The sequence below is a fragment of the Polycladospora coralii genome (genome assembly GCF_014773435.2).
GTDB classification, from domain to species: domain Bacteria; phylum Bacillota; class Bacilli; order Thermoactinomycetales; family Thermoactinomycetaceae; genus Polycladospora; species Polycladospora coralii.
In genome coordinates this window covers 503,858-524,709 of sequence record NZ_JACXAG020000002.1, presented here as the reverse complement: position 1 = coordinate 524,709, position 20,852 = coordinate 503,858, and the positions used below count along the sequence as shown (strand labels likewise).

The following is a 20,852-nucleotide window of genomic DNA, read 5'->3' as shown; positions in this document are numbered from 1 at the left end:
TTAGTTTTCTCCCCTCAGTTGTTCCTCTTTCACAAATTGATCGATCTCGTCTAGTATATGTTCTAATTGACTTCGCACTTCATGGTATGCTGTGATATCCGTCTCATCCGTTAAAAACTGGTTCATCTCTGTATAAAAAGCATTTACTTCATGATATACCCGTTTTTTCATCAATTGAAATGTATTTTCCCACTCGCTACGGAAATGCGTAATAAATAAATCCTTTTCCGCTTGTAAATAATCATCTATAGCAGGTTCGAGGCGCTTACTAATCTGCTCACGCATTTGCTCTTTCCCATTTTTCTCAAAGAAATGCTTCGGATTTTTAAACATAGACAGCTCTTTTTTAAATGTGCGCCAAGTATGGTTTTGAAAGGGTTCCGCCAGCAAAATCGAATTATATTTTACTTGCTCATTAACCGAGAAAACGAGTTTATCATTTATTTTATGACCTTCCTCCTGTAAATTTTTTATCGCGATAGCGCGTTTCTCATCCATCCAACTTTCCAACCTTAAAGATGTCGCTCGTAATTCTTGCATCAAATCACTACCCATGTAGACAAGCAATTCTTTCATACAGCTCATGAGCTTATCAGACATCGTATGCTCATCCTCTTTTAAAATGGACGGATTAAAAATTTCTTGAAAGAAATCCTGATAACGATAAAAAAGTCGTTGCTTTACATAATAGATTAGTTCATCTATCTCTTGCTGTAAGATATGAAGTTCTGTATCTGTTTGAAAGCGGTCAAATCTACTTTTAATCTCCGTTTGCTCTTGTTGATTTTGAATCAGCTGCGCTTTTTTTGTCTCTTCACTCTGTGTAGCTGAATGAATGAAATGATCTAGTTTCTGACAAAATGTGTGGTAGTCTTGGCTTAATCCTTGAATCGTTACCAATTGCAGTTCGCTCTGAACAAATTGCATAAACGCTTGTTCAAATTGCGATATACCCGAGTTTACGTCTTTCTTAGCCCGTCCTTCTTTTTCAGCGAGTGCTTGCAAGCTTGATAAAGGAAATAGCTTAGGACGACGAATGCCATAGGTAAGTAATTGTTCATGCAGATAGTGCTGTACTTCATGTTGCTCTTCGCTTGAGCCGGCTAAATCAACCGCATTTAGGATGAAGAACATCTTATCTAAAGTAAATGTATCTTTAACGCGCCCCAATTGAATCAAAAATTCACGATCTGCACGTGAAAATACGTGATTATAGTACGTCACAAAAAAGATCGCATCTGCATTTTTAATATATTGAAAAGCAACATCAGTATGCCTTGCATGAATCGAATCAGCACCTGGTGTATCCACAATTCGAATTCCTTGTCTCGTGAGCGGGCAATCATAGTAAAGTTCGACACGTTCTACAAAACAAGATTTCGCTTCATTCGCTACATATTCCTGAAAGTTTGATAATGTACATGTAATCGAAGTGCCCAAAAGATCCACGAAGTGGTGAAATCCCTTCTGGACCGCTATTAAAAATGGTAGGACTAATTTTTGCTTGGGCGACATCGCTTTTTTCTTCATACAAGCTTCAATATATGAAAAAGCATCTTCTAGTCGTTCGATATGATAATCAAACCACTGTAATGCCTGTCTTACATCTTCTAACAACATATCCGCGGGTTTAAAAAACACTTTCACATCTCCATGTGAAAAACCTGCTTGAGGTGGCATAATTTGATTAATCGTAGCTGTAGTCGGATTAGGAGAAACAGGCAAAATTCTTTCGCCTATTAAAGCATTGGCAAATGATGATTTCCCACTGCTAAAAGCACCAAAAAGCGCAATCGTATACTGCTGATTCTGAATTCGCTCTCGCTTTTGCTGCATCGTGGATACCAAGTTTTCAAACCCAGTCAGATCAGATACGGTTTTTTCTGCTCGGACAAATAGATCACACACACCTGATAATTGCAAATCAGGATTTACATCCTTTATCGTAACCGATTCAACTGGAACTTTTTCTACCGGAACTTGTATGTTTTGCTTCATTCCAATTTTAGTGGATGAGCGAATCACGCGCTCCTCCTGTATCAATTGTTGGATATCGATCTTTCGCTCAGGCTGTACCTTACCGTCTAGGTAATGCCATAATTTTTCACGCATCAATGCCCAATCATCTTTATACTTCGCTAACTGCACGTAGGCTACTTGTGCTTGTTTCAGTTGATCTAAGGATAGTTGTAGTTCTGTTAATTGCTCAGCATACTTGACCTCAATCCAGGGATACATCTTTGAAAAAATATGCAAGCCTTTTTGTTTATAACGCCGTTTAATTTCTTGAGCAAGATCTTCCGTATATTGTAATACGTAATTGCCAGTGAGACCCGCCCCTGCTTTAAGGATCTCCTGTAATAAGTTAGGTTCTAGTGTGACCCCCTCTCGATAGATCACATTTCCGCGTTCATCACTGTAAATCTCTTGCTTCCGCATAAAATCAGCCAGATACTGATTAATATGCGTATCAAGTTGAGCTGTGACAACTTCTAATAAGCGTGTGTGAAAGTGCTCAAGTCGCGCGCTCTTCTCTGTTTCTGTTTTCGTTTTGGTTAGAAATAACCCCACTTTAAAACCAGTCTGTAAGCTCTCTAAATAACGATATGCAAGATCCCGTAAATCAGCAGGCATTAAATAGGCATTTTGCAGGATTTGATCCAGTCCCTGATGGAAATTCACATGTATATTTTGACTCATTTTTTCCACTTGTGTGTACGCTTCAGTAACCTGTTTTACTTTTTTGTCTAGCTCTTCTTTGGGTTGCCCCATTTCCTTAATACACTGCTCCAACGCATGCAGCTGATCTTGTTGTTCATGTTTGCAATATGCCATATGAGACTCAATTAAAAATGATGCTTCTGCATAGATACTCTCTTCCATATATGTCGATTTATTTTGAATGATGCTATCGATTTTCTTTTTTAATGTAGAAAACTGGTTATTTGGATGCGTTTCATCTCGCATAGAAGTATAAAAAATACCGGCTAGAGGCACTTCCCATGCACGAAAAGAACTTTCTATGCTCGCTTGATAAGCAGAAAAAGAAAGCTCATTTTCTTGGTGTTTATCGATTTGGTTAATAATGACGTAAACCTTCTTGCCACGTTCCGTTAATCTTTTAATATAGTCATGGTTCACTTCAGATTGTACATGATTATAATCCATCATATAAAAAATACAATCTGCCACATGTAGCGCTGATTCGGTCGCTTCTCGATGCGCCTCATCTACCGAATCGATCCCCGGTGTATCTAGTAAACCCACACGTTCGGGCAAATGCGATACTTCACGGTAAATATGAACGGCTAAGATCTCTTCCCCGTTTTTACATAACGCTTTTAATTCTTCATCCGAGTAGGTTCCTGTGAAAAGATGTTTCTCTCCAGTGCTCAGTTCCAATACGACACGATTTTCTCCCCGTTCAATTTTGACCACATTGGCACTGGTCGGGATCGGGCTTGTTGGCAAGATTGGTTCTCCATAGAGTCGATTAAGCAGGGTAGACTTTCCTGCTGAGAAATGACCGCAAAAAGCGATCAAAAGCTCTTGTCGATCGGCCTTCTGAATTAAATCATGTACTTTATTACGATTTTCAATATCACCATGTTGTTCTATCTCTTGATATAGATATCCTAGTCGATCTAACCATTTCAAGTTGATTGTTTGCATCGTTGCTTGCCGCTCCTCAGTTCATAGTAATCCTTATTTATTTTACTCGATTTCCCTCATTGAATATAGGGGTATAAAAAAAACGACCTCTACGTTGGAGGTCGTCTTGTTTGCATATCACATTTTGGAATGATGCGCTTGTCTATTTCTCCGTAAATAGACACGAATCGCTCGATTTCCGACGAACTTCTTCGATTGTTCATCCCATAATTTAAAGGTAAGGGACTTTAAACTCGTCCACAGCGTTAATGTCGTCACTTCTTGTAATAGCGGATCGCTTTTATGCGCTCGTTCCAAATAATAATTGGGTACACGGGAATTGAGATGGTGAACATGGTGAAAGCCGATATTACCTGAGAACCACTGTAACACTTTCGGTAACTTGTAAAAAGAGCTTCCTTTAAGCGCCGCCTCAACATAATTCCAGTTCTCGTTATTTTCAAAGTAGCCTTCTTCAAACTGATGCTGCACATAAAATAACCATACGCCTAATAGAGACGCCACATAGAAGATGGGGAGCTCAATGAGTACAAACGCTTTCCAACCTATCGTATAGCCAACCATTACGAGAATGGTCACCAAAGTCACATTGGTAAGCCAAACGTGCAGTTTCTCCTTTTTGCTTGCTCCCTTGCGATTGAAACGATAATCAATTAGAAAAATATAAAGCGGTCCGATAAGAAACATAACAATCGGATTGCGGTAGGTTCGGTAAAGAAAGCGCTTTATTTTTGAAGCACGTTCATATTCCTGTAAGGTCATTGTCCATACATCACCTACTCCACGCTTTTCTAAATTACCATTACCAGCATGATGCGCAGCGTGACTATTTTTCCATTGTTCATAGGAGCAAAAGGTGAGGAAGCCTAAAACGATGCCGACAATTTCATTCGTACGACGATTGGCGAAAAAAGAGTAATGGGTACAATCATGAAAAATGATAAAGGTACGCACGAGAAAGCCCGCAGCAGGCAATGCGAAAAGTAAAGTTAAACCATACGAAATAGATAAACTCCAGTATGCGAGCCCCCATAATATTAGAAATGGGCCGAGCGAATTGACAAGTTGCCATACACTCTTTGAAATACGAGGTCGCTCAAAATTAGCAAGCTTTTTCTTCCACTCTCGTAAATCATATTTGGAATTCGTGTCCATAACATCATCCTCTTCATATCCGTATCGTTTTCATCAGATTCGTTTTTATTATAACAAAATCTGACGCCACCGTCTTCATATTCCATTTTTTGTCGTAACGATTTTCATGATTTCACTATATAAAGCGTCGTGTATCTTGGTTAATTAAAACGACTATTTTTTATAGATCCATTGGTACAATGTTGCAATTCCTAACACGATTGATAAGACGATACTCCCTTCTACACCAAAGTTACCGCCACTCATGTAATCCGGTCCTTCAACAGACGCAAATAACACGGAATCAAAAAAAGGTGTAATCCCACTCACTGGAATCCCAAATAGAGCGATTTGCGCAAAATTCCAAACCATATGCCAGCCACAAATTCCCCATATGCCGCCTTCCTTTAGTGTATAAGCGACAGCATACATACCAAACAAAAAAATATTTAGCGCAGATATCCATGTGAAGTTAGGATTTAACACATGTGCCACGACAAAAAAGAGACTTGAAATGACTGCACCTACAAGAATAGGCATCCGCTTGGCAAGAACGGGGAAAAGCCATCCTCTGACTAATATTTCTTCTGTAGCGGCTTGAATCATAAAAACAAATAGCGGTAGTATCAGGAAAACACCTGGCTGTGAGAGACTAAAGGACAGATCGAGATACCCAAATGACCATAGGATCAAAACGCATATACTTAAATATAAAAAACCAATTAAAACCCCTTTACCGTATAAGAAAAGTATCCGTTCATTTGCTAGTCCAAGTGTAACTAGTGACCTTCTCTCTATAAATCTAACCCATACAAAGAGGATAATCATCAAACTGATAAAGCTACTTAAAAAGTAAACCAACATATTTTCATAAAAAATGGGTGAGACCCATTCATTTAAAAGTATAACTACAAATTCGCTCATCATAAAGAATGAAAAAATCAGAAATATCGCTAAAATCGGATGAGGAATATATCTTCCTTTATCTGTTTCTTGTATAAAATCCAATAACAATCCACCTCTCAGTCTCCATTATAAAATAGATACATGGCAACACCTAACAGGAGCACACCCAGAATCCGTTTTCCACTGATGGGAATCGCTTGACCGGAGATCAATCCAAAATGGTCAATAATCATACTCGCTACGACTTGTCCAAAAATGAGTGCCACGATAGCGGAAGCAACGCCAATGCGTGGAGTTGCAATCACCATACATACAACATAAATTGAACCTAGCACTCCACCTAATAATTGCCATTTGGGAACTGTAAAAACACGCATCACATCCCCCTTGCCAATGACTAACATCGCTATCAACAAAGTAAATGCTCCGACAAAAAATGAGATAAATGCCCCTTCTACAGTACCGATCTTCCTCCCCAACGCCCCGTTTACGCCTGCTTGAAAAGCTACACAAATTCCGCCAATGATCGGTATAAATAACGCCACTCGATTCATATTTTCATCCTTTCCAATCCATTTAACAGAAGCATTACTTTTTGTACTTCCTACAGTATAATATAAGAAAACTTTTTGAAAATAAAGAAGGTGTGTAAAATGACCAAAAAAGTCATTTGGAAATCCGCAAGTGGTCAAACGATTGAATCTCTGTCCTTAACAGAGCATCCTGATCACATCTTAATCGAAAGCATTATCATTGGTGTTGAAGAAGATAAGCCACTCTACATACACTATCAAATCCACCTCAATAAGGATTGGCAGGTTCTAGAATGTAAAGTTCGATCTGAGCAGGAAACCCTCTTTCATTTACAGTCGAATGGAAACGGGAGCTGGACTGATGGTCATGGACAACCCCTACCACATCTAAGCGAATGCATCGACATCGATCTATCTTGTACACCCTTTACAAATACGCTCCCAATCAGACGACTCAACCTGTATCCACATCAAAGTGCAGACATTCAGGTTGTCTATATTGACGTTATCTCAGGTCAAATTGTACCCGCAAAGCAACAGTATCATCACCTAGGAGCACAAAACTGTCCGATTACTTATGCTTATCTCTCTTATACGAGTGGGTTTTCATCCGAAATTATAGTAGATCAGTCTGGACTTGTGGTAGATTATCCTCAGTTGTACATCAGATTATATTAATGACCAGACGCTATCTACCAAAGAAAGGCGTACCTTTCCTACTTTTTCCTCATACGATATTTATAGAAGCCGTATACTAGGAAAGAGGGTTATATATGTCTGTTGGACACAAGCAAGAGCTTATTTTGTTCACGCATATCCCCAAAACAGGCGGTACAACATTACGAACATTATTAGAAAGAGAATATAAAGCACAGGCATTATTTTTATACAACGATCATGGTGTACATTTTAGGGATACGCAACAGATTGGGAATCGAATTAATCATGTGCTACCCAAAATCAAATGTATAAGTGGTCATTTCGGTTATGGCATCACATTCCCTCATCTGAACAAACCAGCATTAGCGTTAGTAACCACTGAACGACCTATCACGTATCTAGCCATGGTTCGAAATCCTGTAGATCAGATATTATCATTATACCTTGCTTTCCAAAGACAAAGACGCATACCTTCACATATGACATTCGAACAATTTGTCTATACTAAACACTGTAGGGAGAACCTTCAAACCTACATGATCTCAGGGAAGTCAAACACTGCTTTAAAAGAAGCTAAGGAAAACATCCTACACAAGTATGCTGTTGTTGGCGTGACAGATAGGTACGCTGAATCTTTTAAATTAATGAAGAAACGATTTAATTGGAAAATAAACACGTTCCCACATTTAAATCCAGGTCATTCAGATAAATTGAGAAGAGAAATGTCATCTGATCTTATTTCACACCTCCAAAGTAAGAACCAAAATGATGTGAACCTCTATCAATTTGCAAAGGAAAAGCTTTTACAAGATTTTAATCAACTTTGATCATATACACACTCGTTTCAGCCAAGACTTAAAACATCAAAGAATCGATATTTCCATCCAAGCCTTTGACATCATTCATCCGTGCTTGTGGCGATGCGAATGATAAATGCCCGATTACTCCACCACTGGGGAATTGAAGATCCTGCTAGAGTAGCAGATACATCAGAAGAAAAAGGGGTAGTGTTTCAGCAAGTACGCCATCAAATCAAAACACGTAACCAACCATTCGCAACCGCTACAATATAAAGAAAGCAAGCCTCCTCTTTTACGAAAGGATGCTTGCTCTCATTATAAGACTTTTTCCAATGCCATTACATTAACAAACGGTCCATCTACTACTCCTTGATTATGGAAAACACCAACTTCTCGAAATCCTACTTTACGATATAATTTTAGACCGCGAATAATACGAGCTTATGAAAGTGTAATACTCGTAAAAGTTAAGAGCCAACACGATAAGCAAAACGATGAGCGTAAGGATTGCGTGATGCGAAGCCCACTATCTCTTCTTCCAAATACACAACAAGAATGGCATATCGATCTTCGCGTCCCTCGAACCACTTCTTTATGTCACCGAATGATTGGGGTCCTACCTCCAAAGTGGCAATTCGACCTTCTATTCCTTGGTTGTAGATAGATCATATCGCATGAAGATCATTTGGAGTTACCTCTCGAACCTAAACCTTATGGATTAGATTCACGCTCATCATCCTTCACATAGCGCATATGCATGTTTTGTAGAAATGCATCTAGCGTCTGGCTATTGATCGAATAAAAATTCCACTTTCCTTGTTTCGTTTCATGAAGCAAGCCTGCCTGCTTGAGCTCTCTTAAGTGATAGGAAACTTTAGATTGTGCCATATCTAAGGCATCCTGAATATCACAAACACAAACTCCTCCACTGCAACAAGCAACTGGGGGCGAAGCTGATAGCTCATCATATCCTGCTTTAACCAAATCCAAGATGCGAAGGCGGATAGGATCACTCAATGCTTTAGCTACAAGTGCGAGTTGTTCAATTGTTAGAGCCATCTGAAAAACCTCCAGTGTTCATCTGAATCCCTCATCCCATTACGTACAGCAAGATGATGATTCTTTATGTTCTATATCTTCTAGTACCGTAAATACTTCCCACTCATGACCATCTGGACTCGTAACCCAGATTTTATCTTGCCGCGCATAACAACAATTCGTATTCATCTCATCAAATGTTGCCACCCCAGATTCTTGCAATCGCTCCTTAGCTTGTAAAACCTCCTCTGTAGAAGAAACTTGAATACCCAAGTGATTAATCCCTCCTGAAACTTCTCCGCCTTCATTCAAGGTGAAGTTTAGAGGTGGTGCTTGTAAATCAAATTTAGCATATTGAGGCTTCACTTTGACAGGATCTACTCCAAAAAGATGGGTATAAAAATGGATCGATTGATCTAATTGCTTTACATTTACGGCTACATGCGGCTTTAAAGTCATGATTAAACGCTCCTTTGGTGTTTTTTAAATCAACTTTTATTGATATAAATATACATCAAAAATTATTGATTAGTCAAGACATAAATCAAATAAAGTTGATTAGTTATTACACAAGCATACAGCGTGTTGATTTTGCTATATAAATCCTCACTTCGGCTAATCGACACGTTTCATTTAATTCATCAAACTTCCTTAGCTAATATCTATCGTCTATACAACCCATTTCCAATACATCCTGATACGAAAATCGCACCCCTAAGCTTTGATCATCTTCCTCCTGTCGATTTTGTTCATCGTGAGACTCGTCTTGGAAATGGTGACCATGTGCCATCTACGAAAGGAGAAATACCAAGACATCTTGTTGATCACCGCAGATCACCAGCACGAAATCCATAGCAGTGGGGTGACGATCAACTTGATTACGAATGATATCGATTTTATTTGCCCCAAAACACAAAAAAACCTTGCATCTGCAAGATTTCCGACTGGTGGGCAGTACTGGGATCGAACCAGCGACCTCTACCGTGTCAATATATAAGACCTTCAATTCATAGTGCGTAATAATGTCCAATGTGTATAAAAATCAAAAGAAGAGTGTTCTATTTGATTAGAAACACTCTTCTTGTTTGTGTCTTGTGTTTGCAATTTGTTTGCAAACAGAGGATTACATAAAATCTTCCCATAGGCTGACAATCACTCTAGCTTCTATTCCTTCCAATCGGGCAAACTCATCATTTCCATCCATGCTTGAAACTTTTAAATGAACTTGTTCTAAATTAATTCCAAGTCCTTGTGCAATGTTCTGTTCCATCAATGGAACTTTTTTCTTCATTCGGGGATACTCGCCGCAAATTATTGTCACATCAACCTGCCCAATAATTAGATTTTTCGGCTCTATCAAACGTTTTCTCATACTAGTTAAATATTCAATAGACTTTATACCAGTTTCCCCCTCATCTGGAAACCAATCATCAATATCTCCGGTTTTAGTTGCAGAACCAAGAGCCATCACTATTGCATGTGCTACTACATCCCCATCCGTTCTTTTTGTATTAGGTCCTTTAGGAAAATTATCAAAGGTTACCCCAGCAAGAGTTAATTGTCTACCTTTTTCAAACGCGTGAAAATCTGAAGCCCACGATATACGGTGTTTTTTTGAAAGTGTTAATATTACTTCTTGAATTATCTCTTTTTTATCTTTTTCATTCATCAAACACTTGCCTCCTCCTCAATGGTGTAAGAATAAGTAAAATCATGACGTGAAGCATCAGCTATCATTCTTGTGTATTCAAATAAGACTTCTTCTCTGTCAACTTCTTTCTCTCCCCACACCCATCTATCCAATTCTACAACCGGCTGATTCCTTGCAATATTAAGTATCTCTGCCTCTTCCATAGTTGGCATCCTGCATGAAATTTTCTCGAAAGCCCGGTTTGCTTTTATCCCCTTATTTTCTCTAAGCCACTTAAAAAGAGGAATGTAATTATTGTCTTGTCCTACAAGATCACCTAAATATTCTGCCAGATAATAACTATCCAGAATCCGATATGGTATTCGATCTACAAGATGTACCCTGTAACGGCGCAAGACCTCCTCATTTGAATCTTTTTTCATTTTTTCTCCAAGTTGATCTCCAAGTGTCATAATCGTAGATGGCACCAAAAAACGCACCAAGACGTCTCTACCTTTATTTTTCATTTCTTGAACAAATGAACCTGCTCTTTTTAATTCCAACCCTTCTGCTATTGGCAAATCAAGCTGTCCTATTATCAGCTTTGAAATATTAGAGCGTACAAAAACTCCTCCTCGAGGAACTATGTCAATTAAACCAGCTGCTTGAAGCCTTAAAAGAGAGCCTCGTATTGTACCTCTACTCACTCCTAGTTCTTGTGACAATTCCCTTTCTGATGGTAATTTTTTACCAGCAACATATATCCCCTCTATAATTCGCTGGCGTAAGGTTTCTACAACCTCATCAATTTTTGTGTTTTTTTCCACTGTTATTCCCTCCCAGAATCAAAACCAGTAAAACCTAAGTGGTCGATACCAAAGATGTTATAAATATCTTACCAAAAAAATCAAAAAAAATCATTGACTATGGTATATATCTTTGGTATAGTTTGATTAAAGAGGTATATACCAGTTGAACATATCAAGAGCATTTTTTGTACTAAATACACACAAATGGATTTAATAACAGTCGGTAAACAATTAATTCGATAAGGAGGTTTTTCAATGCATCAAGAATCATTTCTTTCTCTTCTTAGATCTTTAGCTGATCTAAATGAAAAAGTACTCCAACTAACGCAAAGAATGGAACAGCCTTCATCCGAATCATTAACTTACAGTGTAGAACAAACCGCAAAGATTCTAGGTATTAGCCGCTCTAAGCTGTACGACCTTTTACATCGTCCAGACTTCCCTGTAGTAGATATCGGTCATCGAAAATTAATCCCACGACGACAGCTCGAACAATGGTTGGATCAGCAACTTCAAAACGGATGTGAAGTGAACCATCTTACAGGATGAACGCGCAATGTGAAATCAATTAAGGAGGAGTTAAAATGGGTTGGTTTTGGGAAGGCACAGAAGCAGAAGGCAAGAAAAAAATCAAACAATTAGGTCATATGGCAGATTACCATTATGAAGAAATGGAACGGTATGAACAGTTAGGGAAGAAAAGAAAAGCTCAAAAAGAATATCTGAAAGCGCGCGACTGCTCTAAGAAGCAAGTCTATGTAGATGGTCGTAGCAAGGGGTGGTGGTAAGTGATGAAATGGCATCTATCAAACATGATAGGCAATCAATTCGTGTTCATGACAGAATTAGATTCGCTGGAGCTAACCATCTATGCAAGAAATTTGGATCAAGCGGTAGAAAAGGTAAAAGGTTTGCTGCGTGAAGGTGCAAAAGTTGAAGTTTCATCAGATTAGTTTGAGTAAGATTCCGAACCAAACAAATAGGGATGTGAGGAGTTTGGATGAGATAAAGAGTGTATTACTCCACTTTGCCACTGGCGATGTTGTTAGGCTTTCAGGGAACCAAGCTACTCAAGTATTGAAATTGATCTCTAAGAATGGCTATTCCGGTAACTTAGTTTTTGATGATGGGATGTTTAACCTTCAACATGTTGTTAAAGTTAGCCACATTAAAAAGTGAAAAATAGGAGGAATGACAAAATGAATCAAGTTAACCTCATTGGTCGTGTCGTAAGGGATCCAAAGTTACACAAGACGGGTAAAGGAAAGCCATTTATGTTTCTCACACTAGCCGTAGATGGCTACTATGACCGCAAGAAAAAAGAAATGACCTCCGATTTCATCTCAATAAAGCTATGGTCTAATCAAGCTGAACGATGCGCACATCTGGTCAAAGGTTCTCTCATTTCCATTATGGGTCGGATCAGCGTTTCCAAGTACCCAGACAAAGCAACAGGTGAAACCAAATACAACACAGACATTGTAGCCGAAGAAGTTCAGTTTCTGAGTAAACCCCGTAGTTCCATGGGAAATACGCAAGCCATTGCCAGATAAATTCAATTATCCTGAGGAGGCGTTAAAATGGGCTGGTTTAGTAAAGATCAAAGAGAAGACAGACGAGAAAAGAAGTTAGAAAAGCTAGAAAAAGAGTACGATTACTGGAAAAAAGAAGGCGAGGGGAAGTTAGCCGCTTATACACATCGTGAAATCAAAGATGTCAGAAGAAAGAAAAACTTTTGGATATAAGGAGTGGAAAACATGTTTTGGTCTAAAAGTAAAAAGGATGGAATGGATGATGCCTTAAGAAAGTATTGTCCGGATTGTGCAAATGAAGGAAAAAAAGTGGATGGTGAATATAAGGTTTTCGGTGACTTTTACTGTAAGAAACATGCAAATTGGTACAGATAAGGAGGATTCCCTATGAAAACCATTACATTTTATCAGAAAAAACCGGGTGTCTTCCGTTTCATGGGGTGGCTAAGCTACGGGATCACACCGTGGCTGGCTCCACTCATTCTCCCACTGGCGATTATCAGTGATCGAAGCACAGCAGGTGCTATCTCATTCATCTCCTATTCATCCATAGCGATCATCAGTACTTTTCCAGATAGCAGAAAAGCTGTTCATTCCGTTCATCAACTCTTTTGGGGACAATTTCGTCACCACCTACTTTCAAGACAGGTGTCAAAACGACTGCGGGAAACCCTTCTCCATGCAGGATTGGTTAAAAAAGAGCATCGAGAGATCACAGGTTCCGAGGGGCGAACGCGTCGACAAGAAATCCTCCATTACCCCTGTGCCCAAATCCACAAAGATAAAGTGAATATCTACATCGAATTCAAAATGATACCTGGTCAAACCGAGCAAGAATGGGAACGAAAAGTAAATGCATTTGCGCACTCCCTGGGCTGTTCGCTCGTCTCCTTTCAAATTAGCCGCGGAATAGTAGAAATCACTTTGCAGTATGGAGAAATTCAAGCCAATTCTGTAACATACAAAACCGACACCGATCACAATTTAGCGCTTGGCTATGCAACGGGTGGAAAACTCGTCTGGGATTTTGAACACTTCCCCCATGCCTTAATCATTGGACCGACAGGAACAGGTAAGAGTACTTTCATCCGTAACCTATTGGTTCAACTGCGATCAGAGTGGATCGTTAAAGTAGCCGACGGAAAACAAGTTGAATTTACTCATCTGCAAGACCTTGGCTTTGATGTCGCAACAGATACGTCAGGATTTATCCGTTTAGTCGAGGAAGCCCAAACAGAAGTAGACCAGCGCTTTAAAACCATGGAAACACAGCGAAAAAACCACTATTCCCAGATCAATGAAAAACCCTATTTCCTCGTTATTGATGAAGCCATCTATCTACTGGAAGCTCTATCCACAAAAAAGGATAAAGAAACCGGTGAATCCGAAAGAGACCGAATTTTAGGTTTAATTCGCGATATCTCCTTGCGAGGTCGTGCCGCAGGTGTCCAATTGGTAATGATCTTTCAACGTCCAGACAGCACCTTTATGCCAACCGTCATTCGCGACAACCTAACCGCTAAAATTGTGCTTGGTGGTTCCGAAACGGCGCTTGAAATGGCATTTGGAAGAGATAAGTCGAAACAACTTGATTCCGTCACACTCGGTCACGGGTATGCCTGTATCGGTGACGGGAGAATCGAATTATTCCGCTTTCCAGATTATGCCCAGTCTAAATTCCTTGATGATCTTGAACAACAAAGAAGTAGCCTAGCAACGCAAGAAAAAAACATGCAAGAAACGTTACCACAACAAAAGCCAGCGAACCCGAAAACAAATGAACTTGGAACAACCATCGAAACAGGTCTTTAATCTCTATCTGGCTGGGAGACTGTCCGAAGGGAAAAGGAATCCCAGCCTTAGATAAAGAGAAGTTATACCGCTGGCAAGAGAAGATGCATCACAAAAACATATACCCATTTGATATCCCGTCTTACAAATCAATGGTTCTGAAAGGTTGGTGTCGATGATGTTAGGTTGGCTTAATGGCTCTGTCTTTGATGAATTGAAAGAGAACGATGAAGCAGCTCTAAAAGTTGATTATGGTTGGGATCGTAGAGAAAGCCCTACTGGTTGGGGAAATGATCGGGAATTAGAAGGTCATTACGGTTGGTAATCTAACCAAAAACAAGGGAGATGACATTGTGAACTGTCCTAAGTGTTCAAATGAAATGATCTTTCAACAGGATCTATTCCATGACTACCGAGGTTATTGGGTCTGTTGTTACTTTAGATGCAAGTATAAAAGTGGAATCACACATGATTTTGAGCGTTGGATGGCTTATGAAAAAGGCGATGTAATGAAATAGGTGGTTCCAGTAATGATAACCGTTTAAGTTTGTGTGAAAAAGAGGCGCTAAGCGCTCTATGGCTTAGCGTCTTGAACAGCCCAGATCAGGAATGGAAAAGGAGTCAAGGGTGTTTTTAGGATCAAAAAAGCGTTCTTCTTTTTTTATCCCCCTTGATGCCTTTGGAATGCATGATACCTACAGCAGACTGTAACAATCATCATTCTTACAAAGAACCCTTCATGATGTCACTCTATTCTTTTAAAAAAAGAACAAGCACGGAAAGGAGCGTTCCGATGTCAACCAGAACGCTAGCACCCCCGTCTAGTAACACGGGGGCAGAACGTACGAAACCAACTGGCTTAATCGCTTGCTGTGACTGGCTTGGTGTTACTTTTCAAAACCTCACCGAACGACAAGTCATTGAAGAAGTTTTACTCCTTAATCCAGATGATTTTACCGAAATGGATATCGGAATGTATGGTTATCCTTTATCCCTACGACTTGGCAATATTTCAATCTTATATGGGGGACGAAAGGAAATGGGAGTCCATCTATCTATGACCGGCAAGGGTTGCCGTGAATATGAAAACATCGGAAAAGTGCCTTGGAAAGCTTTATTTGGTGTCATGCTCGCGGTCGAGGCGCAATTCTCCCGTTTAGATATCGCGTTAGATGATCACATGGGTTGTTGGTCGATTAATCAGGTGATTGCAAAGGTAAAGCGAAATGAACTGGTTTCTCGATTTAGGTCAGCCAAACGGATAGAACAAGTTAAAATCGGGGATGGATCAACATCTGGTGAGACAGTTTATTTTGGAGCATCAACTTCTCTTATCATTATTCGAATGTATAACAAAGCACTAGAACAATTAGGGCGTGAAGGTGTAAATCCTGATACGGTCCCCGAAATATGGAACCGAACGGAAATTCAATCAAGAAAAGAAAGAGCGCAAACAATCGCTGGTTTAATCGCAAACGACATTGAGATCGGAACAATCATTAAAGGAATCTTGAAATACTACTTACGGTTTGTTGTCAAACAAAAGACAGACTCAAACAAAAGACGCTGGCCAGTAGTAAAGTGGTGGGAACACTTTTTACGAAATGTAGAACCGCTTGCTTTGAAACAAAATAACGAAATGGAGGCGAGTGTTGAGAAACGCTTAACCTGGATGAGGAAACAGGTTGCCCCAACACTTGCAGTGGTCATTCGTGCTATGGATGGCGAAATGTCCGCTATATATGATTTGATCCAGGACGGTATGAGTAGGCTGAAACCACGAGATCAAGCGATGATTAGGCAATACCAAAAAACGACAACCTTATCAGGATAATTGGAGGAATAAAAAGATGAGAGGTCACGTCCGTAAGCGAGGAAAGAAGTGGTGTTTTGTATTAGATATTGGTCGAGATCCGAAAACAGGAAAACGAAAACAAAAATGGTTTTCAGGATTTAGCACTAAAAAAGAAGCGGAAAAAGAAATGATTAATAAAATGAATGAATTAGATAAGGGTACGTTTATTTCTTCGTCAAAACTAACGTTTAGCGAATACCTAGACAACTGGTTACAAGATTATGCAAAAGGATCCGTTGGACCAACTACTTTCCAGTTGTATTCCACTCTTATAAGAACTCACATTATTCCATCACTTGGGGCTATAACATTAGAACAACTACAGGCTCCACATATACAACGATTTTACAATAACATGTTGGAAAAGGGTAGAATTGATGGGAATGGTGGTGTATCACCAGCTTACATCCAACGTATTCATTCTGTTTTAAGGAGAGCACTAGGTCACGCAGTAAAATGGCAATTGCTAACCCGTAATGTAGCATTACTCACAGAACCCCCAAAGGTTCGAAAGAAAGAAATTACTACTTTTGAGATTGAAGAGGTGAAACAATTTTTAACACATTCAAAAGATGATAGACTTTACATTGCATTTGTTTTCGCTATCACTACGGGACTTAGGAGAGGTGAAATACTAGGACTTCGCTGGAAAGATATTAATATGGAAACAAACACTGCAAGCATCCGCAAAAATCTAGTTTTAGTCAAGGGAAAACCCACACTGCAAGAACCAAAAACAAACGGGAGTGTTAGATTAATCACTTTACCATCTATGATTATGCAGGTATTAAAAGATCATAAGAAGGTTCAAAATCAAGAAAAATCACAAGCTGGTGAAGCCTATCAAGATAATGGATTGATCATAGCAACTTCTTTTGGAACTCCAGTTGATCCCACTAACCTAGTTAGAAGCTTTAAGAGAATATTAAAAGTATCAGGTCTACCCAATATTCGTTTTCATGATTTACGCCATACACATGCTACACTGATGTTGAAACAGGGAGAACATCCCAAAATCGTTTCAGAGAGGTTAGGTCATTCAAATACTCGAATTACCATGGATATTTACAGTCATGTTTTACCTAATATGCAACAAGAAGCTGTAGACCGATTTGAAAAAATGTTGCTTCGCGATCGGGAAAATGAAAAAATTTAACTAGACGTTTGCAATCTGTTTGCAATATCCCATTTTCACATCTGTTTCTCAAATCCCAAAACATAAAAAAACCTTGCATCTGCAAGATTTCCGACTGGTGGGCAGTACTGGGATCGAACCAGCGACCTCTACCGTGTCAATATATAAGACCTTCAATTCATAGTGCGTAATAATGTCCAATGTGTATAAAAATCAAAAGAAGAGTGTTCTATTTGATTAGAAACACTCTTCTTGTTTGTGTCTTGTGTTTGCAATTTGTTTGCAAACAGAGGATTACATAAAATCTTCCCATAGGCTGACAATCACTCTAGCTTCTATTCCTTCCAATCGGGCAAACTCATCATTTCCATCCATGCTTGAAACTTTTAAATGAACTTGTTCTAAATTAATTCCAAGTCCTTGTGCAATGTTCTGTTCCATCAATGGAACTTTTTTCTTCATTCGGGGATACTCGCCGCAAATTATTGTCACATCAACCTGCCCAATAATTAGATTTTTCGGCTCTATCAAACGTTTTCTCATACTAGTTAAATATTCAATAGACTTTATACCAGTTTCCCCCTCATCTGGAAACCAATCATCAATATCTCCGGTTTTAGTTGCAGAACCAAGAGCCATCACTATTGCATGTGCTACTACATCCCCATCCGTTCTTTTTGTATTAGGTCCTTTAGGAAAATTATCAAAGGTTACCCCAGCAAGAGTTAATTGTCTACCTTTTTCAAACGCGTGAAAATCTGAAGCCCACGATATACGGTGTTTTTTTGAAAGTGTTAATATTACTTCTTGAATTATCTCTTTTTTATCTTTTTCATTCATCAAACACTTGCCTCCTCCTCAATGGTGTAAGAATAAGTAAAATCATGACGTGAAGCATCAGCTATCATTCTTGTGTATTCAAATAAGACTTCTTCTCTGTCAACTTCTTTCTCTCCCCACACCCATCTATCCAATTCTACAACCGGCTGATTCCTTGCAATATTAAGTATCTCTGCCTCTTCCATAGTTGGCATCCTGCATGAAATTTTCTCGAAAGCCCGGTTTGCTTTTATCCCCTTATTTTCTCTAAGCCACTTAAAAAGAGGAATGTAATTATTGTCTTGTCCTACAAGATCACCTAAATATTCTGCCAGATAATAACTATCCAGAATCCGATATGGTATTCGATCTACAAGATGTACCCTGTAACGGCGCAAGACCTCCTCATTTGAATCTTTTTTCATTTTTTCTCCAAGTTGATCTCCAAGTGTCATAATCGTAGATGGCACCAAAAAACGCACCAAGACGTCTCTACCTTTATTTTTCATTTCTTGAACAAATGAACCTGCTCTTTTTAATTCCAACCCTTCTGCTATTGGCAAATCAAGCTGTCCTATTATCAGCTTTGAAATATTAGAGCGTACAAAAACTCCTCCTCGAGGAACTATGTCAATTAAACCAGCTGCTTGAAGCCTTAAAAGAGAGCCTCGTATTGTACCTCTACTCACTCCTAGTTCTTGTGACAATTCCCTTTCTGATGGTAATTTTTTACCAGCAACATATATCCCCTCTATAATTCGCTGGCGTAAGGTTTCTACAACCTCATCAATTTTTGTGTTTTTTTCCACTGTTATTCCCTCCCAGAATCAAAACCAGTAAAACCTAAGTGGTCGATACCAAAGATGTTATAAATATCTTACCAAAAAAATCAAAAAAAATCATTGACTATGGTATATATCTTTGGTATAGTTTGATTAAAGAGGTATATACCAGTTGAACATATCAAGAGCATTTTTTGTACTAAATACACACAAATGGATTTAATAACAGTCGGTAAACAATTAATTCGATAAGGAGGTTTTTCAATGCATCAAGAATCATTTCTTTCTCTTCTTAGATCTTTAGCTGATCTAAATGAAAAAGTACTCCAACTAACGCAAAGAATGGAACAGCCTTCATCCGAATCATTAACTTACAGTGTAGAACAAACCGCAAAGATTCTAGGTATTAGCCGCTCTAAGCTGTACGACCTTTTACATCGTCCAGACTTCCCTGTAGTAGATATCGGTCATCGAAAATTAATCCCACGACGACAGCTCGAACAATGGTTGGATCAGCAACTTCAAAACGGATGTGAAGTGAACCATCTTACAGGATGAACGCGCAATGTGAAATCAATTAAGGAGGAGTTAAAATGGGTTGGTTTTGGGAAGGCACAGAAGCAGAAGGCAAGAAAAAAATCAAACAATTAGGTCATATGGCAGATTACCATTATGAAGAAATGGAACGGTATGAACAGTTAGGGAAGAAAAGAAAAGCTCAAAAAGAATATCTGAAAGCGCGCGACTGCTCTAAGAAGCAAGTCTATGTAGATGGTCGTAGCAAGGGGTGGTGGTAAGTGATGAAATGGCATCTATCAAACATGATAGGCAATCAATTCGTGTTCATGACAGAATTAGATTCGCTGGAGCTAACCATCTATGCAAGAAATTTGGATCAAGCGGTAGAAAAGGTAAAAGGTTTGCTGCGTGAAGGTGCAAAAGTTGAAGTTTCATCAGATTAGTTTGAGTAAGATTCCGAACCAAACAAATAGGGATGTGAGGAGTTTGGATGAGATAAAGAGTGTATTACTCCACTTTGCCACTGGCGATGTTGTTAGGCTTTCAGGGAACCAAGCTACTCAAGTATTGAAATTGATCTCTAAGAATGGCTATTCCGGTAACTTAGTTTTTGATGATGGGATGTTTAACCTTCAACATGTTGTTAAAGTTAGCCACATTAAAAAGTGAAAAATAGGAGGAATGACAAAATGAATCAAGTTAACCTCATTGGTCGTGTCGTAAGGGATCCAAAGTTACACAAGACGGGTAAAGGAAAGCCATTTATGTTTCTCACACTAGCCGTAGATGGCTACTATGACCGCAAGAAAAAAGAAATGACCTCCGATTTCATCTCAATAAAGCTATGGTCTAATCAAGCTGAACGATGCGCACATCTGGTCAAAGGTTCTCTCATTTCCATTATGGGTCGGATCAGCGTTTCCAAGTACCCAGACAAAGCAACAGGTGAAACCAAATACAACACAGACATTGTAGCCGAAGAAGTTCAGTTTCTGAGTAAACCCCGTAGTTCCATGGGAAATACGCAAGCCATTGCCAGATAAATTCAATTATCCTGAGGAGGCGTTAAAATGGGCTGGTTTAGTAAAGATCAAAGAGAAGACAGACGAGAAAAGAAGTTAGAAAAGCTAGAAAAAGAGTACGATTACTGGAAAAAAGAAGGCGAGGGGAAGTTAGCCGCTTATACACATCGTGAAATCAAAGATGTCAGAAGAAAGAAAAACTTTTGGATATAAGG

Annotated in this window: 28 protein-coding genes; 18 read left to right on the top strand and 10 right to left on the bottom strand. The window is 39.1% G+C overall.

Features of this window, described 5'->3' with window-relative positions:
• The 4 genes from IC619_RS06925 to IC619_RS06910 form a co-directional block, all read right to left on the bottom strand.
• Positions 1 to 3,672, bottom strand: a complete 3,672-nt coding sequence (locus IC619_RS06925) for a dynamin family protein (protein ID WP_191139975.1) — start codon at positions 3,670 to 3,672, stop codon at positions 1 to 3.
• A gap of 117 nt (positions 3,673 to 3,789) precedes the next feature.
• Positions 3,790 to 4,827, bottom strand: coding sequence for a Delta(5) desaturase DesA (gene desA, locus IC619_RS06920; RefSeq protein WP_191139974.1), 1,038 nt, complete (start codon positions 4,825 to 4,827; stop codon positions 3,790 to 3,792).
• A 153-nt stretch (positions 4,828 to 4,980) separates the two neighbouring features.
• The gene (locus IC619_RS06915; RefSeq protein ID WP_191139973.1) at positions 4,981 to 5,814 is read right to left on the bottom strand and encodes a CPBP family intramembrane glutamic endopeptidase; all 834 of its coding nucleotides are present in this window, start codon (positions 5,812 to 5,814) and stop codon (positions 4,981 to 4,983) included.
• 14 nt (positions 5,815 to 5,828) lie between these two features.
• Positions 5,829 to 6,266: a DMT family transporter gene (locus IC619_RS06910; RefSeq protein ID WP_191139972.1), complete on the bottom strand. Its 438-nt coding sequence runs from the start codon at positions 6,264 to 6,266 to the stop codon at positions 5,829 to 5,831.
• 99 nt (positions 6,267 to 6,365) lie between these two features.
• Between IC619_RS06910 and IC619_RS06905 the strand changes: the two genes are divergently transcribed.
• The 3 genes from IC619_RS06905 (at position 6,366) to IC619_RS06895 (ending at position 7,978) form a co-directional block, all read left to right on the top strand.
• Positions 6,366 to 6,923: a putative glycolipid-binding domain-containing protein gene (locus tag IC619_RS06905; RefSeq protein WP_191139971.1), complete on the top strand. Its 558-nt coding sequence runs from the start codon at positions 6,366 to 6,368 to the stop codon at positions 6,921 to 6,923.
• Positions 6,924 to 7,018: 95 nt separating this feature from the next.
• Entirely contained in the window at positions 7,019 to 7,732 is a 714-nt protein-coding gene (locus IC619_RS06900) for a sulfotransferase family 2 domain-containing protein (RefSeq protein ID WP_191139970.1), read from the top strand.
• A gap of 99 nt (positions 7,733 to 7,831) precedes the next feature.
• Complete coding sequence (locus IC619_RS06895; RefSeq protein ID WP_191139969.1) at positions 7,832 to 7,978, top strand: low molecular weight phosphatase family protein; 147 nt, start codon at positions 7,832 to 7,834, stop codon at positions 7,976 to 7,978.
• A 438-nt stretch (positions 7,979 to 8,416) separates the two neighbouring features.
• Here IC619_RS06895 and IC619_RS06890 read toward each other — a convergent pair whose 3' ends face one another.
• From IC619_RS06890 to IC619_RS17185, 4 genes are all read right to left on the bottom strand, one after another.
• Positions 8,417 to 8,764: an ArsR/SmtB family transcription factor gene (locus IC619_RS06890; protein WP_191139968.1), complete on the bottom strand. Its 348-nt coding sequence runs from the start codon at positions 8,762 to 8,764 to the stop codon at positions 8,417 to 8,419.
• Positions 8,765 to 8,803: 39 nt separating this feature from the next.
• Entirely contained in the window at positions 8,804 to 9,202 is a 399-nt protein-coding gene (locus tag IC619_RS06885) for an ArsI/CadI family heavy metal resistance metalloenzyme (RefSeq protein ID WP_191139967.1), read from the bottom strand.
• Between the two features lie 664 nt (positions 9,203 to 9,866).
• Complete coding sequence (locus IC619_RS06880) at positions 9,867 to 10,412, bottom strand: 2-C-methyl-D-erythritol 2,4-cyclodiphosphate synthase (protein WP_191141184.1); 546 nt, start codon at positions 10,410 to 10,412, stop codon at positions 9,867 to 9,869.
• Positions 10,412 to 11,200 (bottom strand): GntR family transcriptional regulator, encoded by a 789-nt coding sequence (locus IC619_RS17185; RefSeq protein WP_191141185.1) that lies wholly within the window; start codon positions 11,198 to 11,200, stop codon positions 10,412 to 10,414. Before IC619_RS17185 ends, IC619_RS06880 begins: the two co-directional genes overlap by 1 nt.
• A 237-nt stretch (positions 11,201 to 11,437) precedes the next feature.
• Here IC619_RS17185 and IC619_RS06870 point away from each other — a divergent pair, with 237 nt between their 5' ends.
• From IC619_RS06870 to IC619_RS06825, 10 genes are all read left to right on the top strand, one after another.
• Positions 11,438 to 11,731: a helix-turn-helix domain-containing protein gene (locus tag IC619_RS06870; protein ID WP_191141174.1), complete on the top strand. Its 294-nt coding sequence runs from the start codon at positions 11,438 to 11,440 to the stop codon at positions 11,729 to 11,731.
• Between the two features lie 35 nt (positions 11,732 to 11,766).
• Entirely contained in the window at positions 11,767 to 11,970 is a 204-nt protein-coding gene (locus IC619_RS06865) for a hypothetical protein (protein ID WP_191141175.1), read from the top strand.
• A complete protein-coding gene (locus IC619_RS06860) occupies positions 11,971 to 12,135 on the top strand; it encodes a hypothetical protein (protein WP_191141176.1) in 165 nt (54 codons plus the stop codon).
• Positions 12,136 to 12,381: 246 nt separating this feature from the next.
• Positions 12,382 to 12,735 (top strand): single-stranded DNA-binding protein, encoded by a 354-nt coding sequence (locus IC619_RS06855; protein WP_191141177.1) that lies wholly within the window; start codon positions 12,382 to 12,384, stop codon positions 12,733 to 12,735.
• A 27-nt stretch (positions 12,736 to 12,762) separates the two neighbouring features.
• A complete protein-coding gene (locus IC619_RS06850; RefSeq protein WP_191141178.1) occupies positions 12,763 to 12,927 on the top strand; it encodes a hypothetical protein in 165 nt (54 codons plus the stop codon).
• 12 nt (positions 12,928 to 12,939) lie between these two features.
• Positions 12,940 to 13,089 carry a hypothetical protein gene (locus IC619_RS06845; protein ID WP_191141179.1) on the top strand — a complete coding sequence of 50 codons (150 nt, stop codon included), beginning with the start codon at positions 12,940 to 12,942 and terminating at the stop codon, positions 13,087 to 13,089.
• 12 nt (positions 13,090 to 13,101) lie between these two features.
• Positions 13,102 to 14,526 (top strand): FtsK/SpoIIIE domain-containing protein, encoded by a 1,425-nt coding sequence (locus tag IC619_RS06840; protein ID WP_191141180.1) that lies wholly within the window; start codon positions 13,102 to 13,104, stop codon positions 14,524 to 14,526.
• A 154-nt stretch (positions 14,527 to 14,680) separates the two neighbouring features.
• Complete coding sequence (locus IC619_RS06835) at positions 14,681 to 14,830, top strand: hypothetical protein (protein ID WP_213260839.1); 150 nt, start codon at positions 14,681 to 14,683, stop codon at positions 14,828 to 14,830.
• 468 nt (positions 14,831 to 15,298) lie between these two features.
• On the top strand, positions 15,299 to 16,339 hold the full coding sequence (locus tag IC619_RS06830) for a replication initiation factor domain-containing protein (RefSeq protein WP_191141182.1): 1,041 nt from the start codon (positions 15,299 to 15,301) through the stop codon (positions 16,337 to 16,339).
• Between the two features lie 16 nt (positions 16,340 to 16,355).
• Complete coding sequence (locus tag IC619_RS06825) at positions 16,356 to 17,516, top strand: site-specific integrase (protein WP_191141183.1); 1,161 nt, start codon at positions 16,356 to 16,358, stop codon at positions 17,514 to 17,516.
• A 273-nt stretch (positions 17,517 to 17,789) separates the two neighbouring features.
• On the opposite strand, the gene IC619_RS06820 is transcribed toward IC619_RS06825, so the two are convergent.
• Complete coding sequence (locus tag IC619_RS06820; protein WP_191141184.1) at positions 17,790 to 18,335, bottom strand: 2-C-methyl-D-erythritol 2,4-cyclodiphosphate synthase; 546 nt, start codon at positions 18,333 to 18,335, stop codon at positions 17,790 to 17,792.
• The gene (locus IC619_RS17180; protein WP_191141185.1) at positions 18,335 to 19,123 is read right to left on the bottom strand and encodes a GntR family transcriptional regulator; all 789 of its coding nucleotides are present in this window, start codon (positions 19,121 to 19,123) and stop codon (positions 18,335 to 18,337) included. Before IC619_RS17180 ends, IC619_RS06820 begins: the two co-directional genes overlap by 1 nt.
• Positions 19,124 to 19,360: 237 nt before the next feature.
• Here IC619_RS17180 and IC619_RS06810 point away from each other — a divergent pair, with 237 nt between their 5' ends.
• From IC619_RS06810 to IC619_RS06790, 5 genes are all read left to right on the top strand, one after another.
• Positions 19,361 to 19,654: a helix-turn-helix domain-containing protein gene (locus tag IC619_RS06810; RefSeq protein WP_191141174.1), complete on the top strand. Its 294-nt coding sequence runs from the start codon at positions 19,361 to 19,363 to the stop codon at positions 19,652 to 19,654.
• Between the two features lie 35 nt (positions 19,655 to 19,689).
• Positions 19,690 to 19,893, top strand: a complete 204-nt coding sequence (locus IC619_RS06805; RefSeq protein ID WP_191141175.1) for a hypothetical protein — start codon at positions 19,690 to 19,692, stop codon at positions 19,891 to 19,893.
• Positions 19,894 to 20,058: a hypothetical protein gene (locus tag IC619_RS06800; RefSeq protein WP_191141176.1), complete on the top strand. Its 165-nt coding sequence runs from the start codon at positions 19,894 to 19,896 to the stop codon at positions 20,056 to 20,058.
• Positions 20,059 to 20,304: 246 nt separating this feature from the next.
• Positions 20,305 to 20,658: a single-stranded DNA-binding protein gene (locus tag IC619_RS06795; protein WP_191141177.1), complete on the top strand. Its 354-nt coding sequence runs from the start codon at positions 20,305 to 20,307 to the stop codon at positions 20,656 to 20,658.
• A gap of 27 nt (positions 20,659 to 20,685) precedes the next feature.
• A complete protein-coding gene (locus tag IC619_RS06790; protein ID WP_191141178.1) occupies positions 20,686 to 20,850 on the top strand; it encodes a hypothetical protein in 165 nt (54 codons plus the stop codon).
• The last annotated feature ends 2 nt before the right edge of the window (positions 20,851 to 20,852 follow it).

Coding starts and splice junctions, on each gene's coding strand:
- IC619_RS06925 (WP_191139975.1), bottom strand. CDS start 3,672: ATGCAAACAATCAACTTGAAATGGTTAGATCGACTAGGATATCTATAT.
- desA (WP_191139974.1), bottom strand. CDS start 4,827: ATGGACACGAATTCCAAATATGATTTACGAGAGTGGAAGAAAAAGCTT.
- IC619_RS06910 (WP_191139972.1), bottom strand. CDS start 6,266: ATGAATCGAGTGGCGTTATTTATACCGATCATTGGCGGAATTTGTGTA.
- IC619_RS06905 (WP_191139971.1), top strand. CDS start 6,366: ATGACCAAAAAAGTCATTTGGAAATCCGCAAGTGGTCAAACGATTGAA.
- IC619_RS06900 (WP_191139970.1), top strand. CDS start 7,019: ATGTCTGTTGGACACAAGCAAGAGCTTATTTTGTTCACGCATATCCCC.
- IC619_RS06895 (WP_191139969.1), top strand. CDS start 7,832: ATGATAAATGCCCGATTACTCCACCACTGGGGAATTGAAGATCCTGCT.
- IC619_RS06890 (WP_191139968.1), bottom strand. CDS start 8,764: ATGGCTCTAACAATTGAACAACTCGCACTTGTAGCTAAAGCATTGAGT.
- IC619_RS06885 (WP_191139967.1), bottom strand. CDS start 9,202: ATGACTTTAAAGCCGCATGTAGCCGTAAATGTAAAGCAATTAGATCAA.
- IC619_RS06880 (WP_191141184.1), bottom strand. CDS start 10,412: ATGAATGAAAAAGATAAAAAAGAGATAATTCAAGAAGTAATATTAACA.
- IC619_RS06870 (WP_191141174.1), top strand. CDS start 11,438: ATGCATCAAGAATCATTTCTTTCTCTTCTTAGATCTTTAGCTGATCTA.
- IC619_RS06865 (WP_191141175.1), top strand. CDS start 11,767: ATGGGTTGGTTTTGGGAAGGCACAGAAGCAGAAGGCAAGAAAAAAATC.
- IC619_RS06855 (WP_191141177.1), top strand. CDS start 12,382: ATGAATCAAGTTAACCTCATTGGTCGTGTCGTAAGGGATCCAAAGTTA.
- IC619_RS06850 (WP_191141178.1), top strand. CDS start 12,763: ATGGGCTGGTTTAGTAAAGATCAAAGAGAAGACAGACGAGAAAAGAAG.
- IC619_RS06845 (WP_191141179.1), top strand. CDS start 12,940: ATGTTTTGGTCTAAAAGTAAAAAGGATGGAATGGATGATGCCTTAAGA.
- IC619_RS06840 (WP_191141180.1), top strand. CDS start 13,102: ATGAAAACCATTACATTTTATCAGAAAAAACCGGGTGTCTTCCGTTTC.
- IC619_RS06835 (WP_213260839.1), top strand. CDS start 14,681: ATGATGTTAGGTTGGCTTAATGGCTCTGTCTTTGATGAATTGAAAGAG.
- IC619_RS06830 (WP_191141182.1), top strand. CDS start 15,299: ATGTCAACCAGAACGCTAGCACCCCCGTCTAGTAACACGGGGGCAGAA.
- IC619_RS06825 (WP_191141183.1), top strand. CDS start 16,356: ATGAGAGGTCACGTCCGTAAGCGAGGAAAGAAGTGGTGTTTTGTATTA.
- IC619_RS06820 (WP_191141184.1), bottom strand. CDS start 18,335: ATGAATGAAAAAGATAAAAAAGAGATAATTCAAGAAGTAATATTAACA.
- IC619_RS06810 (WP_191141174.1), top strand. CDS start 19,361: ATGCATCAAGAATCATTTCTTTCTCTTCTTAGATCTTTAGCTGATCTA.
- IC619_RS06805 (WP_191141175.1), top strand. CDS start 19,690: ATGGGTTGGTTTTGGGAAGGCACAGAAGCAGAAGGCAAGAAAAAAATC.
- IC619_RS06795 (WP_191141177.1), top strand. CDS start 20,305: ATGAATCAAGTTAACCTCATTGGTCGTGTCGTAAGGGATCCAAAGTTA.
- IC619_RS06790 (WP_191141178.1), top strand. CDS start 20,686: ATGGGCTGGTTTAGTAAAGATCAAAGAGAAGACAGACGAGAAAAGAAG.